Origin of the sequence: Pseudomonas sp., assembly GCF_033723075.1 — a bacterium.
GTDB lineage: Bacteria > Pseudomonadota > Gammaproteobacteria > Pseudomonadales > Pseudomonadaceae > Aquipseudomonas.
Map to the genome: position 1 here is coordinate 1 of NZ_JAWVXU010000020.1, position 15,406 is coordinate 15,406.

Annotated in this window: 12 protein-coding genes; 5 read left to right on the plus strand and 7 right to left on the minus strand. The window is 62.6% G+C overall.

Annotated elements, in window-relative coordinates:
- Positions 1-246: 246 nt before the first annotated feature.
- On the minus strand, positions 247-1,296 hold the full coding sequence (locus R3355_RS19830) for a hypothetical protein (protein ID WP_318962721.1): 1,050 nt from the start codon (positions 1,294-1,296) through the stop codon (positions 247-249).
- A 464-nt stretch (positions 1,297-1,760) separates the two neighbouring features.
- On the opposite strand from R3355_RS19830, the gene R3355_RS19835 reads away from it, so the two are divergent.
- The 4 genes from R3355_RS19835 (at position 1,761) to R3355_RS19850 (ending at position 5,388) form a co-directional block, all read left to right on the plus strand.
- A complete protein-coding gene (locus R3355_RS19835; RefSeq protein WP_318947084.1) occupies positions 1,761-2,099 on the plus strand; it encodes a hypothetical protein in 339 nt (112 codons plus the stop codon).
- A gap of 166 nt (positions 2,100-2,265) precedes the next feature.
- A complete protein-coding gene (gene fusA / locus R3355_RS19840; protein WP_318962722.1) occupies positions 2,266-4,368 on the plus strand; it encodes an elongation factor G in 2,103 nt (700 codons plus the stop codon).
- A gap of 142 nt (positions 4,369-4,510) precedes the next feature.
- Complete coding sequence (locus tag R3355_RS19845) at positions 4,511-4,936, plus strand: YciI family protein (RefSeq protein WP_318947082.1); 426 nt, start codon at positions 4,511-4,513, stop codon at positions 4,934-4,936.
- A gap of 32 nt (positions 4,937-4,968) precedes the next feature.
- The gene (locus R3355_RS19850) at positions 4,969-5,388 is read left to right on the plus strand and encodes a VOC family protein (protein ID WP_318962724.1); all 420 of its coding nucleotides are present in this window, start codon (positions 4,969-4,971) and stop codon (positions 5,386-5,388) included.
- 121 nt (positions 5,389-5,509) lie between these two features.
- Here R3355_RS19850 and ggpS read toward each other — a convergent pair whose 3' ends face one another.
- From ggpS to phhA, 6 genes are all read right to left on the minus strand, one after another.
- Positions 5,510-7,777: a glucosylglycerol-phosphate synthase gene (gene ggpS, locus R3355_RS19855; protein ID WP_318962725.1), complete on the minus strand. Its 2,268-nt coding sequence runs from the start codon at positions 7,775-7,777 to the stop codon at positions 5,510-5,512.
- A gap of 88 nt (positions 7,778-7,865) precedes the next feature.
- Positions 7,866-9,155 (minus strand): MFS transporter, encoded by a 1,290-nt coding sequence (locus R3355_RS19860; RefSeq protein ID WP_318962727.1) that lies wholly within the window; start codon positions 9,153-9,155, stop codon positions 7,866-7,868.
- A 345-nt stretch (positions 9,156-9,500) separates the two neighbouring features.
- Positions 9,501-10,835, minus strand: coding sequence for a DUF2254 domain-containing protein (locus tag R3355_RS19865; RefSeq protein WP_318962728.1), 1,335 nt, complete (start codon positions 10,833-10,835; stop codon positions 9,501-9,503).
- Between the two features lie 178 nt (positions 10,836-11,013).
- On the minus strand, positions 11,014-12,213 hold the full coding sequence (locus tag R3355_RS19870) for an amino acid aminotransferase (RefSeq protein WP_318962730.1): 1,200 nt from the start codon (positions 12,211-12,213) through the stop codon (positions 11,014-11,016).
- The gene (locus R3355_RS19875) at positions 12,210-12,563 is read right to left on the minus strand and encodes a 4a-hydroxytetrahydrobiopterin dehydratase (RefSeq protein ID WP_318962731.1); all 354 of its coding nucleotides are present in this window, start codon (positions 12,561-12,563) and stop codon (positions 12,210-12,212) included. Before R3355_RS19875 ends, R3355_RS19870 begins: the two co-directional genes overlap by 4 nt.
- Positions 12,564-12,705: 142 nt before the next feature.
- A complete protein-coding gene (phhA, locus tag R3355_RS19880) occupies positions 12,706-13,491 on the minus strand; it encodes a phenylalanine 4-monooxygenase (protein WP_318962732.1) in 786 nt (261 codons plus the stop codon).
- A gap of 253 nt (positions 13,492-13,744) precedes the next feature.
- Between phhA and R3355_RS19885 the strand changes: the two genes are divergently transcribed.
- Positions 13,745-15,298: a sigma-54-dependent transcriptional regulator gene (locus R3355_RS19885; protein WP_318962733.1), complete on the plus strand. Its 1,554-nt coding sequence runs from the start codon at positions 13,745-13,747 to the stop codon at positions 15,296-15,298.
- The last annotated feature ends 108 nt before the right edge of the window (positions 15,299-15,406 follow it).

The window sequence follows — 15,406 nt, forward strand, 5'->3', positions numbered from 1 at the left end:
AACCTCAAATTAACCCAATAACAAAGCTACAAAGGTCAACGAAGAACCGAAAAACCACTCAATGTGGTGAGTAGGTTTTCCGCTGATGGCCGTGCCTGAGTTCAGGCGATCTAGAAAATCCGACTTTTTCAACAGAATCGGTCGGTAGCTGCCCGTCATGAACGACCGGAGCCGACCCGAAGCTGACTAACGTAAAGTTGAGGGGCGCGCCGCTTCTGGCGCGTCCCTCTCGAATGTTAGGCGTCGCTAGCTCGCTGGCCACAGTATCTTCCGAGCCAATAGTTCCGCTGATCTGGCAAAGCCCGCCGGTGGTTCTGAAGTGGAGCCATGGGCGATGTCGTCTCGCGCCTTCTTAAGCTCTTTGAACTGCACTACGTCAGCTTCCGGGAGGTTCGTCCAGGTACAGGCGGCACACCATACGAACCGGTCATAGAGGTTCCGCAACTGATCTGCCTGTGTCCGCAGGAGGCGGACTGTCGATTCTCGCTGTGACGTCGTGGTGCTGGTCAATTTCTTGATGCCTGCTTCATGATCGATTCGTCCGAAGGCTGCGTGTGTCTCCACCTCAAGCGCTAGAAAGAAGTAGAGAAATTTCTTGAGTTGATCGTCTTCTCCAAGGCCGAGAGCGAAGAACCGAGAGGCCTTTGGGTTGAGAGTTGGGGCAAGGCTTGTCACCGCTTCTAGCTTTTGCATCAGTCCCGCGAGCGGCAGGTTGTAGGACGTGTACGCCTCTGCCCGGAGCTCGATGCGAATGTCGCGCACCACTAAGCCAGTGCTTGTACGGCCGGCGGTGGCGCGCGCGACTTTGCGGAGAGCGACGAACTTACCGCCCTCGTTGAGCGTGCAAGTAAGTGCTGAAAGGATTGCGGGCAGGGCTCGCGCTTCCAGTTGAGCAAGTTCCGCGCGTACGGCAGGGAAGCAATCAAAAGTCGTCGTGCTGCCGTCGGCTTCCGCCTTTAGTAGACCATTGCTGCACGTGTGCTCGGCGGTTGGTCCAACTTGAACCAATACGAACGGGCCTTGGCACTTTGTTTCGGCCCTCCACTCCTCTTCGTTCTCTGCGAAGGTGTCGTTGAGTAGGGCCAAGCATCCTTCGTTGACGCCCGGACTAGCGGCCAGCCGGTAGGCGACGCTCGCAACAGTACCTGCGGTAACGTGAGTGGTTCCTGTTGCAAGAGCGATGCCTCTGGCTTCATACACGGTGACACTGGAAAACGCGGCAGCCACGCTCTCGCCCACGGCGAACTCACGGAAGCCCATCACGCGCATTACTTCGTCGGAGAACGTCACGGCCATTGGTATTCCTTGATGAGACGTACGCGATGATGCGCACATTACTGACGAGGCCACAGCATGTCCATGGGCCGCTTCTGGCCGATTCGGGACAGGAAGAAACCGCTTCTTTCAGGCATTCAAGGCATTAGTGAACCAGATGATGCAATCCAGTTCGGCCAGGTTTTTTGCCGGGTATCGTAGCGGGCAGCGCAGGCGCAATTCATTCTTTTCCTAGCTGCGGGTGATGCAGCAATAGCTGAAATATAGTCATCTGCCGCAAGGATGTGAGGCCCCCTGGTCGTGGAGGTGGCCGCGGGTCTTCTTTTTCCGCGCCCCTGCCGCCAGCCATGACTGCCCGAGCGGCCTTTGCCGCCGGGCGCAGAGGACAAACGAGGCGAGGCCATCGGCGTGTCCATGTCACCCGGAAACCGCCCACGCCCACCCGGGTCTAATCTGACAGGTATAGCCTGCAAGAGGGTCTTGCGATGAAGCTGCGCTATCTGTTGTACCTGGGGCTGGTGCTGCCACTGGCCGCCTGCACCCTGCATGTCGATGGGGACCGCGGGTACGCGCCCCCTCCGCACTACGCCCCGCCACCCCAGGTCGAGTGGCGCTGGGATCCCGATCTCGACGTCTATGTGGTGCTCGGCTGGCCGCATCTGTATTACCGGGATCGGGTCTATTATCGCTGGCACGACCATGATGGCTGGTACTGGTCCGACCGCCATGATGGCGGCTGGAACAGGGGGGGCAAGCAGTTGCCACCGGGGCTGAGCAAGAAGTACGGCAAACAGCGGCGTTCCTATGGTGGTGGTGGCTATTAGCCGGCGCTGGAGTGGTTTGCTGACTGCTCTCCCGATAGGCGGCGGTGCATCGCGCCTGCAGAGGTTTGCAGGGGTGCTAGCGTTGACATGTGGGCGGCGGGTGTTGCGCCGGCCCGCGTGGTTCTACTTCCTGCGCGTCGTTTAGCCAGTCATGGAGGTGATCGTCATGGCTCGCACTACATCCATCAGCCATTACCGCAATATCGGCATAGTGGCGCACGTGGATGCCGGCAAGACCACCACCACCGAGCGGATCCTGTTCTACACCGGGGTCAACTACAAGATGGGCGAGGTGCATGATGGCGCCGCGACCATGGACTGGATGGCGCAGGAGCAGGAGCGCGGCATCACCATCACCTCGGCGGCGACCACGGCGTTCTGGACCGGCTCGCGCAAGCAGCTGGACAGCTACCGGATCAATATCATCGACACCCCCGGCCACGTCGACTTCACCATCGAGGTGGAGCGTTCGCTGCGCGTGCTGGACGGCGCGGTGGTGGTGTTCAGTGGCGCCGACGGGGTCGAACCGCAGTCGGAGACGGTCTGGCGCCAGGCCGACAAGTACCGGGTGCCGCGCATCGCGTTCATCAACAAGATGGATCGGGCCGGCGCCGACTTTCTCCGCGTGGTCGCGCAGATCAAGCAGCGCCTGGGCCATACGCCGGTACCGATCCAGTTGCCGATCGGCCAGGAGGAAGAATTCCGCGGGCAGATCGACCTGATCCGCATGAAGGCCATCTACTGGAGCGCCGAGGACCAGGGCATGAACGGCCGCGAGGAGGAGATTCCGGCCGAGCTGCTGGAGCAGGCGCAACACTGGCGCGCCAACCTGATCGAGGTCGCCGCCGAGGCCAGCGAAGAACTGCTCGACAAGTACCTGGAGGGGGGCGAGCTGTCGGAGGACGAGATCAAGAACGGCGTGCGCCTGCGTACCCTGTCCTGCGAGGTGGTGCCGGCGGTGTGCGGCTCGGCGTTCAAGAACAAGGGCGTGCCGCTGATGCTCGATGCGGTGGTCGAGCTGTTGCCGGCGCCCAGCGAGGTCCCCGCGATCCGCGGCACCCACCCGGACCACCCGGAGCGTGAAGACGAGCGTCATGCCGATGACGACGAGCCCTTCGCGGCGCTGGCGTTCAAGATCGCCAGCGACCCCTTCGTCGGTACCCTGACCTTTATTCGGGTGTATTCCGGGGTGCTCAACTCCGGCGATGCGGTGCTCAATTCGGTCAAGGGCAAGAAGGAGCGGGTCGGCCGCATGGTGCAGATGCATGCCAACCACCGCGCCGAGATCAAGGCGGTGTGCGCCGGCGACATCGCCGCGCTGATCGGCATGAAGGACGTCACCACCGGCGATACCCTGTGCGACCTGAACAAACCGATCGTGCTCGAACGCATGGACTTCCCCGAGCCGGTGATCTCTATCGCCGTGGAGCCCAAGACCAAGGCCGACCAGGAGAAGATGGGCGTCGCCCTGGGCCGGCTGGCCCAGGAAGATCCCTCGTTCCGGGTGCGCACCGATGAGGAAACCACCCAGACCATCATCTCCGGCATGGGCGAGCTGCACCTTGACATCATTGTCGACCGCCTGCGCCGCGAGTTCGGCGTCGAGGCCAACACCGGCAAGCCGCAGGTGGCCTATCGCGAGACCATCCGCAATACCTGCGAGATCGAGGGCAAGTTCGTCCGCCAAACCGGCGGGCACGGCCAGTATGGCCACTGCTGGATCCGCTTCGCGCCGGCCGACGAAGGGCAGGAGGGGTTGCAGTTCAGCAACGAGATCGTCGGCGGGGCGATCCCGCGCGAATACATTCCGGCGATCCAGAAGGGCATCGAGGAACAGATGAAGAACGGCGTGCTCGCCGGTTATCCGTTACTCGGCCTCAAGGCGGCGGTGTTCGACGGCTCCACCCATGACGTCGATTCCAGCGAACTGGCCTACAAGGTTGCCGCGTCCATGGCCACCCGGCAGTTGTCGCAGCAGGGCGGGGCAGTGCTGCTGGAGCCGGTGATGCGTCTCGAGGTGGTCACGCCCGAGGAATATATGGGCGACATCATGGGCGACCTCAATCGCCGCCGCGGCCTGATCCACGGCACCGAGGAGGCCGTGACGGGGCGCATCGTGCGCGCCGAAGTGCCGTTGGGCGAGATGTTTGGCTACGCCACCGATGTGCGTTCGATGTCCCAGGGCCGCGCCAGCTTTTCCATGGAGTTCGCCCGCTACGCCGAGGCGCCGGCGCATATTGCCGCGGCCATCCTCAAGAAGTCCGCTTGAAGGCGCCGACGGGCCCTGGCAAGCCAGGTAGCGGGGCAAAAAAAGTCGGGGCAGTCTGTCGATTCGCGCATGAGGCGTTCGACTACTGGGCAGACGCCACGCCACCGGTCGCGTGGCTTTGCCCCTGCGAGGAGATACGACAATGCGTTTTATGGTGATAGTCAAGGCAACCGCAGATTCCGAAGCCGGAGTGATGCCCAGCGAGGAGCTACTGGCGGCCATGGGTCGCTACAACGAAGAACTGGCCGAGGCCGGCGTGATGCTCGCCGGCGAGGGCCTGCATCCAAGCGCCAAGGGCGTGCGGGTGAAATTCTCCGGCGACCAGCGCAGCGTGACCGACGGCCCTTTCAGTGAAACCAAGGAACTGATCGCCGGTTTCTGGATCTTCCAGGTAGCTTCATTGCAAGCGTGCATCGAGTGGGTCAAGCGCTGCCCCAACCCGATGCCAGGCGAGTCGGAGATCGAGATTCGTCAGATATTCGAAGCCGAAGATTTCGGCGCGGAATTCACCCCCGAGTTGCGCGAGCAGGAAGCCCGTATCCGCGCGCGCATCGATTCTGAAGACTGAGAGTTTTTTCGTAACTGCCAAGGAGAGTTCTTATGAAGATCCATGCCTACCTGATGTTCGACGGCCAGTGCGAGGCCGCGTTCAACTTCTACGCCGAGTGCCTGGGTGGCACCCTGGAGATGATGCGTTACGCCGATAGCCCTGAGGATATGGGGGTTTCGGCGGAGTTCCAGCAGCGCATCATGCATGTCTGCCTGACGGTGGGCGACCAGTTGCTGATGGCCTCCGACACCCTGCCGCAGTCTCCGTACGAGGGCATCAAGGGCTGTTCGATCTCGCTGCAGGTGGACAACGTGCCCGAGGCCGAGCGCCTGTACGCCGCGTTGTCTGCCCAGGGCTCGGTGCAGATGGAACTGCAACAGACCTTCTGGGCCACGCTCTTCGCCATGTTCACCGACCGCTTCGGTGTGTCCTGGATGATCAACTGCGCGGTGGACAGCCAGATGGGTTGAGCCCGTTGCGGTTGCCTGGTGCGCACGGCCTAGGCGGCCCCGCGCACCCTACGGATCGAATACCCGTAGGGTGCGCCGTGCGCACCGTGGATAGCCCCATGCCGGCTTTACCGCGCTCGCCTTAGCTGACCAGGGTCAGGGTCGTTTGCGCCTGTTGCTCCGGGGCGGGCTCGGCTACTCCGGCGAGGAATTCATCACCCCAGCGACGGATGTCGTTGTAGCTGACGATGTCGAACAGCTCGCGCAGCCGGGCCTGAGCTTCGGTCTTGGGCATGTTCAGCGCCAGGTAGCAGGTGCTGGCCAGGTCCGCGGTGTCGTGCGGGTTGGTCAGCAGCGCGCCCTTGAGTTCGGCGGCGGCACCGGCAAACTCCGAGAGTACCAGCACACCCGGGCCTTCGAGCAGGCCCTGGACGGCGACGAACTCCTTGGCCACCAGGTTGAGACCGTCGCGCAGCGGGGTGATCCACATCACGTCGGCCATAGCGTACCAGGCCACCACCTGCTCGAAGGGGAAGGCACGGAAGAAGAACTGCACCGGGGTCCAGCCGATGCGGGCGAAGCGGCCGTTGATGCGGCCAACGGCTTGTTCGATCTGCGCTTGCAGTTCGTCGTAGATGGTCATTTCGCTGGCGGCCGGTACGCAGATACTGACCAGGGTGACTTTGCCGAGCAGCTCCGGGTTGTCCTCCAGCAGGCGCTCGAAGGCCTGGAGTTTTTCCAGGATGCCCTTGGTGTAGTCGAGGCGTTCCACCGAGAGGATCAGTTTCAGCCCGCTAAGCTCCTTGCGCAGGTCGGCCATCAGTTCCTGGATCTTCGGTTGGTCCAGGGCGCTGCTGATCCGGCCGATGTCCAGACCGACCGGGTGGGCGCCGAGTTTGACGATCCGGCTGCCGGTGTCTACCGCGGTGGTCATGCGCTCCAGGCCCACGGCGCAGCCATAGGTGATGAAGCGCGGTGCGCAATTCTGCCGGCTGACGGTTTGCAGCGGCGTCACGCCGCGTGCCACGTCGACGAAGTTTTCCACCTGGCGCGGGATATGAAAACCGATGTAGTCGCATTGCAGCAGGCTACCGATGATCTGCCGGCGCCAGGGCAGCACGTTGAACACATCCGCCGAGGGGAAATAGGTGTGGTGGAAGAAGGCGATGCGCAGGTCCGGGCGCAACTCGCGCAGATAGCCGGGAACCATCCACAGGTTGTAGTCATGCAGCCAGACGATGGCGCCTTCGGCGGCTTCCAGGGCGGTGCGTTCGGCGAAGGCGCGGTTGACCTTGAGGAACACCTGCCAGTCGTCTTCGTTAAAGGTGGCGCGCTCCCAGAAGGTGTGCAGGGTCGGCCAGAAGGCCTCCTTGGAGAAGCGCTTGTAGAAGATGTCGACTTCTTCCTTGCTCAGCTTGACCCGCGCGGCCTTGAGCTTGGGATAGCGTTCGGCGTCCACGGTGGTGTGGACGTCGAACGGCTCGTCGCCGTCTTCATGCACCGCCCAGGCGACCCAGGAACCGGGGCGGCCGTCGCCGAAGAAACTCAGCAGGGTCGGGATGATGCCGTTCGGCGAGGTCGGGCGGCGGCGTTGCAGCTTGCCGTCGACCCGATGTTCTTCATAGGGCAGGCGGTGGTAGACCATCACCAGCTCCGATTTGCCGGGTTCGGCGGCGATCCGCCGTTCGGCGGCGATGCCGTGCTCGCCGAGAAAGCCGAAGTGGGCGAACGCCTGGAGAATCCCGCCGCAACCCGCGCGGCTGGCATGCAAGGTGCGCGAGGACTGCTCGGTGGCTTGCAGCAAGCCGGCTTCCGAGTTGCCGACGCAGACACTATTGAAGGTGCCATCGAGCATGCTCAGGTCGTTGAGGGAGTGGCCAGCAGCCAGCACCTGGTCATTGTCCAGCTCCAGCCAGTCAGCCAGGGCTTGCAGGCTGCTGCCCTTGTTGACGCCATGGGGCAGAAAATCCAAGTAGCGGTCGGCGGAATAGAGCAGGTCGCAGCCGAGCGCTTGGGCGGCTGCAAGCAGGGCCGGGTTGGCGGCTTGCTCGGGGGTGCAGAAGTAGGAGCAGCGGCGCATCTGCGGCACGTCCTGGCGCTCCAGGTCGAAGCCTTCGATGGCGCTGGCGACCTGGCTTTCGCCGGGCCAGAGCGCATCGACCTTGCTTTGCAACGACTGGATCGGCTGCAGGGTGTCGCCGTGGGTGAAGCTGGCGCCGACGTCGGAGATGATGTAGTCCGGCTGTGGCAGGGTCGGGTCGGCCAGCAGTGGCAGTACCGACTCCAGGCTGCGGCCGGTGACATAGGCCAGGCGGATTTCCGGGTGGGCGGCGATGGTCTGGTAGAGGCTTAGGCGATCTTCTGGATCGCCGGAGAGAAAGGTTCCATCGAGATCGGTGGCAAGTAACATGCGCAGTCTCCTTATGCAGTTGACGCGCCGACATGGGCCGACGTGCTAAGTGTCGGGCGGACTCGCTTCGCAGCGGTCGCCTCTTCTGTTATGCAGGAGCAGATCGTTCGTTCGGCTCTTGCGCTGATTCGGTTACCACTTCCTCGTCGATGTCGTCCGATGGGGGGGCATCGGGCATCAACTCCAGCACGGTATGGCTGGTGCGGAGCATCGGCATGAAGTGCCCATGCGGCTCGCTGACCAGGTCGCTGACGTGGCGCAAGCGGTAGAAGGTATAAGCGGCGAGCAAACCGAGGGTCGCCGCAAAGTACAGTGGCAACGCCTGGGCACCCAGATGCTGCATGAGCAAGCCTGCCAGCAATGGGCCACATACAGAACCGATACCATTAACCATCAGTAGACTGCTGGAACCGGCGAGAATTTCATCGCTGTGCAACTGGTCGATCAACTGCGCCACGGCAATCGGGTAAATGGCGAAGGCCAAGCCGCCCCAGACGAAGATCGCCGCGAGCAGCAGGCGTCCGGTGGGCAGCACGCTCATCAGCAGGGCCACCACCACCGACAGCGCCACCACCCAGAACAGCACCAGGCGCCGGTCATGCTTGTCGGAGTAAATGCCGATTGGCCACTGCAGCAGGGCGCCGCCGAGAATCGCGCCGCTCATCAACAGACCAACGCCGGTGGCGTCGAAACCGCTGAGGCTGGCATACACCGGCGCCATGCCCCAGAACGCGCCCAGGGCCAGGCCGGACAGGCCGGCGGCGGCAATGGCCAGCGGAGCAATGCCGGCCAGCTGGCGCAGGTTGGTGTGCAGGGTTTCCGGCACGCTGGGCTGCGGCTGTCGGGTCAGGGCGATCGGCATCAGCGCCGCGCTGATCAGCATCGCCGCGAGGACGAACAGCACGAAATCGCTGGGGTCGGCCAGATTGAGCAACTGCTGCGCCGCTGCCAGGGCGCCGAGGTTGACCGCCATGTACATGGCGAACACCTGGCCGCGTTTGTCATTGGGTGCCCGGGCGTTGAGCCAGCTCTCGATCACCATGTACAGGCTGACCAAGGCCAGGCCATAGAGCACGCGCAAACCCAGCCAGACCCACGGGTCGATGATCAGAACGTGGAGCAGTGCGGTGATGGCTGCCAAGGCGGCACAAAAGGCAAACGCGCGGATGTGCCCAACGCGACGAACCAGCGGAATCGCCAGCCAGGTGCCAAGGAGAAAACCGACGAAGTACCCGGACATGATCAGTCCGAGCATCCCGGTGGAGTAGCCTTCGGCGACGCCACGCAGGGTCAGTAGGGTGTTGAGCAGGCCATTGCCGAGGAGGAGTAAAGCAACCCCACCGAGCAATGAGCTGATAGGGGCAATCAGGGACCACATGGCGAACTACCCTAGGGGACTATGGCTCTGATAGCAAGCAGGAATCGCGCCATGATATTTAGAGCGTGTTGTTAATCATTTGATTTATATATGAAAAATAGTCTGATGGACGGTTTCTTGTTTTGCTATTGATAGAGTTCGCACCATTCCGGTGCGCACTCTGCTCGGAAGCTGTGAAAATATCGAGCGCCATCGCGAGATCGTCTCCATGCGTTCGCGGCACGGCGCGCTACGTGAAAAACGGCGGAGTTTAGTGAGCTAAATGACCCTGTTTTTCGCGTGGCGCAATGTCAGTAGCGGGAGCCAGGGAGCGGTCGTCGTAGGCGAGCGTTTTTTCACAGCCTCTCATTGCTGCTCGAGCTGCAGCAGCTCGAGCGCTGGCGGTGAGAGCCCGGCTACCTTGTTGAAGCGTTCGATCATGTCATTCAACTCCTCGCGGTCGCGTCGAATGGCAATATGCCGGTCGGCTGTTTCCACGACACTGCGTGCGTGGGTGATCAGCTCGGCTTGGTGATGGGGGCGAGGGTTTTGAAACATCAGGTTCTTGAACGCTTCTAGCAGGTTGGTCAGTACCTGCGGATCGCTTCTGCCATAGGTGCGTATTGGGCCGAAAATCTGCTGGAGTAGTTGGTCCAGCGATAGTTCGAAGAAAAATACACGGGGGGCTTCGCCCGCCAGCGGCGCGGAGTCCAGGTCGGGCAACTGCAGGCGCTTGGAGAACAGCACGCTGAGCATGTCGATAGCGGTGATTGCGGTGCCTGGGTCGTTGATGCCGGGGCTCAGGGCTTTCACCGCAATTTCGGAAATTTGCTGGCAGCCAAATACATAATGCGCGCTGGCGTATTGCTCGACGAAGAAGTCGAAGCAATCGAGCAGTTGCTGGCACAGTTCGTCGTCAACTTTGCGCTCGAGTTTGAGCAGCGGGTGGCCGGGCATGACGAAAAATCCGCGATGGATCAGTACTGTCATGCGCAGGTCATTGTCTACCAGCAGCCGGTTGAGTGTGTGGGTATTGAGCGTCTTGAAATAACCGCTGCGTTGCGCATTGACTACCACCCACCCCTGGTCTGCCGGCCAGGAAGGCTCCTCGTTGCCATCGAGCAGTTCCACGCGGCTGGTGAGCTTCGCAAGCGTGGTGGCGTAGAGGTTGTTGAGGATGTATTCGACCTGGATCGATTGCGAGATGGAACGGATGAAGTGCACGAACAGACCCAGGCAGGCGATAGCCAGCCCCAGCGTAATCAGCACGCCAAGGCTGGGGGCCTGATGTTGCTCGGTCTGCTCGATGGTGGTGATCAACAGCAGTGCGTAGAGGATGGTTCCGAGGTAAACCCCCAGGGTCTTCTGGTGACTCTTGCTGCTGATCAGGCCTGGGATTACCCGTGGCGATAGGGACGCGGAGGCGTTATTGAGTACCACCATGACCATCGAAAAGCTGAACACCATCAATGACAGGATGCCGCCGACCAGGGTGCCAAGAATCAACCGGGCATTGTCGGGGTTACGCACCAGGCCAAAGTCGAACCGCTGTTTGAGCGCCATCAGCCAGGGCTGGTACTCGATGGCCATGTTCACTATGCACAGCAGCAAGAAACCCACGGCTATCAGCGTGGGAAAGAACGCCATGCTGTGAGTGACGCGGTGGTAGGTGCGAAAGAGCAGGTTGGCGGGGTGGACCACAGGTTTTCTCGTGCTGACCAAGGGGGGGCAAACTATACAACTATAGGCTCCGCTCGCGTGATGCCTACGCCGGCCTGAGTAGCAAGGCAGCGGAACTGGTCAGGATCGTAACTATGTTCGCAGCGAGGAGGCTACCGCAGGGTAACCGCTTCGCCATCATGCCGGCGGCATCGAGCCATTAGCTTGAGCAAACTCGGGCGATTGCCTGTGCCAAGGCATCCAGCCGTTCGCTATCCAGGCCGGCAACGTTGGCCCGGCCGCTGCCGACCATATACACACTGTGTTCCGCACGCAGACGCTGCACCTGTTGGGGCGACAAACCGGTGTAGGAGAACATTCCGCGTTGCTCGGCGATATGCGCAAAGCGCTCGGCCAGGCCATAGGGGCGCAAGGCCTCGACCAGACCCAGGCGCAGGCCGGCGACCCGTTGGCGCATGGCCTCCAGTTCATCGCTCCACAGCTTTCTGAGTTCGCCGTCGTCGAGGATAGTGGCGACCACGGCCGCGCCGTGGGCCGGAGGCGTCGACCACAGGTTGCGGGCGATGGAGGCCAGTTGGCTGCGCACATCCAGCAGTTTTTCCGCCTCGCTGGTGCAGACAATCAGGGCGCCGGTGCGCTCGCGGTAGAGGCCGAAGTTCTTCGAGCAGGAGCTGGTAATCAGCAGTTCGGGCAACTCGCTGGCGAACAGGCGCACGGCCCAGGCATCCTGTTCCAGGCCGGCGCCGAAGCCCTGGTAGGCGAAGTCGATCAGCGGCAGCAGCTCGCGCGCCTTGACCACGTCCAGCACGCGGCGCCAGTCGTCTTGAGTCAGGTCGAAACCGGTGGGGTTATGGCAGCAGGCGTGCAGCAGCACCACGTCGCCCCGGGGCAGGTGGCTGAGTGCGGCGATCATTGCCTCGACGTTGAGCCGGTTGTCGGCACCAACATAGGGGTAATGGCCAACGCGCAGCCCGGCCTCGGCAAAGATGGTTTCATGGATCGGCCAGGTTGGGTCGCTCAACCAGATGCCGCGGCCGGGCAGGCAGTGGTGGATGAAATCGCCAGCCAGGCGCAGGGCGCCGGTGCCGCCGGGGGTCTGGCTGGCGGCCGCGCGCTGCTCGGCGAGCAAGGGGCTGTCGGCGCCGAGTACCAGCCTGGCCAGGTGGCTGCAAAACAAGGCATCGCCGTGGCCGCCGATATAGCTTTTAGTGGTCTCGCTGTCGACCAGGCGCTGCTCAGCCAGCTTGACCGCTCGCGGAATCGGCGTCAGGCCCTGGGCGTCCTTGTACACACCCACGCCAAGATCGAGTTTGGCCGGGTTGCGGTCGCTGCGATAGGCCCCCATCAGGCCGAGAATCGGGTCGCCGGGCACCCTGGCAATCGGGGCGAAATGACTCACTTGCGGCCCTCCGCGGTTTTCGCCACCTCGTCGGTACGTGCGGCCATGATGAAGTCGTTGCGGTGCAGGCCGCCCATCTCATGGCTCCACCAGGTGACGGTGACCTTGCCCCACTCGGTGAGCAGGGCCGGGTGGTGGCCGACTTCCTCGGCGATGGCGCCGACCGCGTTGGTGAAGGCCAGGGCGTGTTTGAAGGTGCGGAACAGGAAAACTTTCTCCAGCTCCATATGGCCGTCACGGGTTTCGATGTTCCAGTCGGGGATCTCGCGGATCAGCTCGGCGAGCTCTTCATCGGATACTTTCGGCGCATCGGCGCTACAGGCTTCGCATTTGGCTTGGGCAAGGCTCATGGGGGTTCTCCAGAACGAGTGAATAGGCGTAGGGCGTACCGGGCGGCGAATCGCTCGCGAAGCAGTACGCCGTTTATTGTTGAATGTAGGTGACTGAGAGGCGGACTGTTCGCTTCGCTCCTGAGTCCGCCCTACACACGGATCAGGCAGCTTTCGGCGGAAACTTCGGTGCGTGCAGGCCCATCTGCATGGCCTGATGGACCATGCCCATGATGTCCTGGTGCGCCAGTTCGAACAGATGCTTGAGTTCCGGCAAGACGTAGTACAGCGGTTGCAGGATGTCGATGCGGTAAGGCGTGCGCATGGCCTCGATCGGGTCGAATGGCAGGTGCTCGGGTTCCCCGGACAGACTGTAGACGGTTTCCTTCGGCGAGGAGAGGATGCCGCCGCCATAGATCCTGCGACCCTGGCTGGTGTCGACCAGGCCGAACTCGATGGTCAGCCAGTACAGGCGGGCCAGGTACACCCGCTCCTCCTTCGTTGCCTTGAGGCCGAGCTTGCCATAGGTGTGGGTGAACTCGGCGAACCAGGGGTTGGTCAGCAACGGACAGTGACCGAAAATCTCGTGAAAGATGTCCGGCTCCTGCAGGTAGTCCAGTTCCTCGGGGCTGCGGATAAAAGTGGCCACCGGGAATTGCTGACTGGCCAGCAGCTCGAAAAAGGTCTGGAACGGGATCAGCGCCGGCACCCGGGCGACGCGCCAGCCGGTAGCACCCTGCAACACCCGATTCACTTCATCGAGTTGGGGAATACGCTCATGGGGCAGGCCGAGTTGCTCGATGCCGTCCAGGTACTCCTGGCAGGCACGTCCGTCGATCACCTTGAGTTGCCGGGTGATCAGGGTATTCCACACCTGATGCTCGGCTTCGCCGTAGTGGATAAAACCGCTTTCATCCGGCTGCCGAGCCACATACTGCGTACTCTTCATCGCTGCCTCCTGCTGGGGCTGTCATTGTTATGTTGGACAATGGATACCCCGGATTGTGAGGTTGCGCAGCGCTGAATGCGGCGATTGGGCAGGCTAAAGGCAGGATTTTCGTAACGAAAAGATTACGTTGGCATCGGTGCGGCCAACTATCGTCTTGCTGCTGGGCTAACCTGTCACATATTCTTGACGAAAAATATGGAGAGGCCGTCGATTTTCGACGCTCTGCTATCAGGAAATATGTTCAGGGCCTGCCATGCGTATCAAGATTCACTGCCAGAACCGGATCGGCATTCTGCGCGACATCCTCAACCTGCTGGTCGACTACGGTATCAACGTCGCCCGTGGCGAAGTCGGTGGCGAGCAGGGCAACGCCATCTACATGCTCTGCCCGAACCTGATCAACCTGCAGTTCCAGGCCCTGCGGCCGAAGCTGGAGGCGATCCCCGGGGTGTTCGGGGTCAAGCGCGTCGGCCTGATGCCCAGCGAGCGCCGCCATCTGGAGTTGAACGCCTTGCTCGGCGCCCTGGACTTTCCGGTGCTGTCGATCGATATGGGCGGCTCTATAGTCGCCGCCAACCGCGCCGCCGCGCAGTTGCTCGGCGTGCGTGTGGACGAGGTGCCGGGCATTCCACTGTCGCGCTACGCCGAGGATTTCGACCTGCCGGAACTGGTGCGTGCCAACAAGTCGCGGATCAATGGCCTGCGGGTCAAGGTCAAGGGCGATGTGTTCCTCGCCGACATCGCCCCGCTGCAGACCGAACACGAAGAGAGCGATGCCCTGGCCGGCGCGGTACTCACCCTGCACCGCGCCGACCGCGTCGGCGAGCGCATCTACCATGTGCGCAAGCAGGAGTTGCGCGGTTTCGACAGCATCTTCCAGAGCTCCAGGGTGATGGCCGCGGTGGTGCGCGAGGCGCGGCGCATGGCGCCGCTGGATGCGCCGCTGTTGATCGAGGGCGAGACCGGCACCGGCAAGGAGCTGCTGGCGCGCGCCTGCCACCTGGCCAGCCCGCGCGGGCAGTCGCCGTTCATGGCGTTGAATTGCGCCGGCTTGCCGGAGTCCATGGCCGAGACCGAGCTGTTCGGCTATGGCCCCGGCGCCTTCGAGGGCGCACGGCCGGAAGGCAAGCTCGGCCTGCTGGAATTGACTGCCGGCGGCACCCTGTTCCTCGATGGCGTCGGCGAGATGAGCCCGCGGTTGCAGGCCAAGCTGCTGCGCTTCCTGCAGGACGGCTGCTTCCGCCGGGTCGGCAGCGACGAGGAGGTTTATCTGGATGTGCGGGTGATCTGCGCCACCCAGGTCGACCTGTCCGAGCTATGCGCCAAGGGCGAATTCCGCCAGGACCTCTACCATCGGCTCAATGTGCTCAGCCTGCATATCCCGCCATTACGCGAATGCCTGGACGGCCTGGCGCCGCTGGTCGATCACTTCCTCGATTCGGCCAGCCGGCAGATCGGCTGCCCGTTGCCGAAGCTGGCGCCCCAGGTGCTGGACAAGCTCGGCCACTATCATTGGCCGGGCAATGTGCGCCAGTTGGAAAACGTGCTGTTCCAGGCGGTGTCGCTGTGCGAGGGCGGTACGGTCAAGCTCGAACACATCCGCCTGCCGGACTACGGCGCACCGCAGCCGCTGGGCGAGTTCTCGCTGGAGGGCGGCCTGGACGACATCCTCGGGCGCTTCGAGAAGGCGGTGCTGGAGCGCCTGTACCACGACCATCCGAGCAGCCGGCAGCTGGGCAAGCGCCTCGGCGTGTCGCACACCACCATCGCCAACAAGCTGCGCCAGCATGGCCTGGGTAAGGAATGAGTGGCGAGCTGAGTGTAGGAGCGGGGGGGCGCCCAGTCCCCCCACGTTCCTACAAGTGAGGGCCGCGACTGGCCTACGACCTTGGTGCAATTGTCGGCGGACGGGGCG

Excerpts from the sequence above, each read along its gene's own strand:
- R3355_RS19875 (WP_318962731.1), bottom strand. The coding sequence starts at position 12,563 with ATGAGCCTTGCCCAAGCCAAATGCGAAGCCTGTAGCGCCGATGCGCCG.
- R3355_RS19860 (WP_318962727.1), bottom strand. The coding sequence starts at position 9,155 with ATGTGGTCCCTGATTGCCCCTATCAGCTCATTGCTCGGTGGGGTTGCT.
- R3355_RS19850 (WP_318962724.1), top strand. The coding sequence starts at position 4,969 with ATGAAGATCCATGCCTACCTGATGTTCGACGGCCAGTGCGAGGCCGCG.
- R3355_RS19830 (WP_318962721.1), bottom strand. The coding sequence starts at position 1,296 with ATGGCCGTGACGTTCTCCGACGAAGTAATGCGCGTGATGGGCTTCCGT.
- phhA (WP_318962732.1), bottom strand. The coding sequence starts at position 13,491 with ATGAAGAGTACGCAGTATGTGGCTCGGCAGCCGGATGAAAGCGGTTTT.
- ggpS (WP_318962725.1), bottom strand. The coding sequence starts at position 7,777 with ATGTTACTTGCCACCGATCTCGATGGAACCTTTCTCTCCGGCGATCCA.
- fusA (WP_318962722.1), top strand. The coding sequence starts at position 2,266 with ATGGCTCGCACTACATCCATCAGCCATTACCGCAATATCGGCATAGTG.
- R3355_RS19845 (WP_318947082.1), top strand. The coding sequence starts at position 4,511 with ATGCGTTTTATGGTGATAGTCAAGGCAACCGCAGATTCCGAAGCCGGA.
- R3355_RS19885 (WP_318962733.1), top strand. The coding sequence starts at position 13,745 with ATGCGTATCAAGATTCACTGCCAGAACCGGATCGGCATTCTGCGCGAC.
- R3355_RS19835 (WP_318947084.1), top strand. The coding sequence starts at position 1,761 with ATGAAGCTGCGCTATCTGTTGTACCTGGGGCTGGTGCTGCCACTGGCC.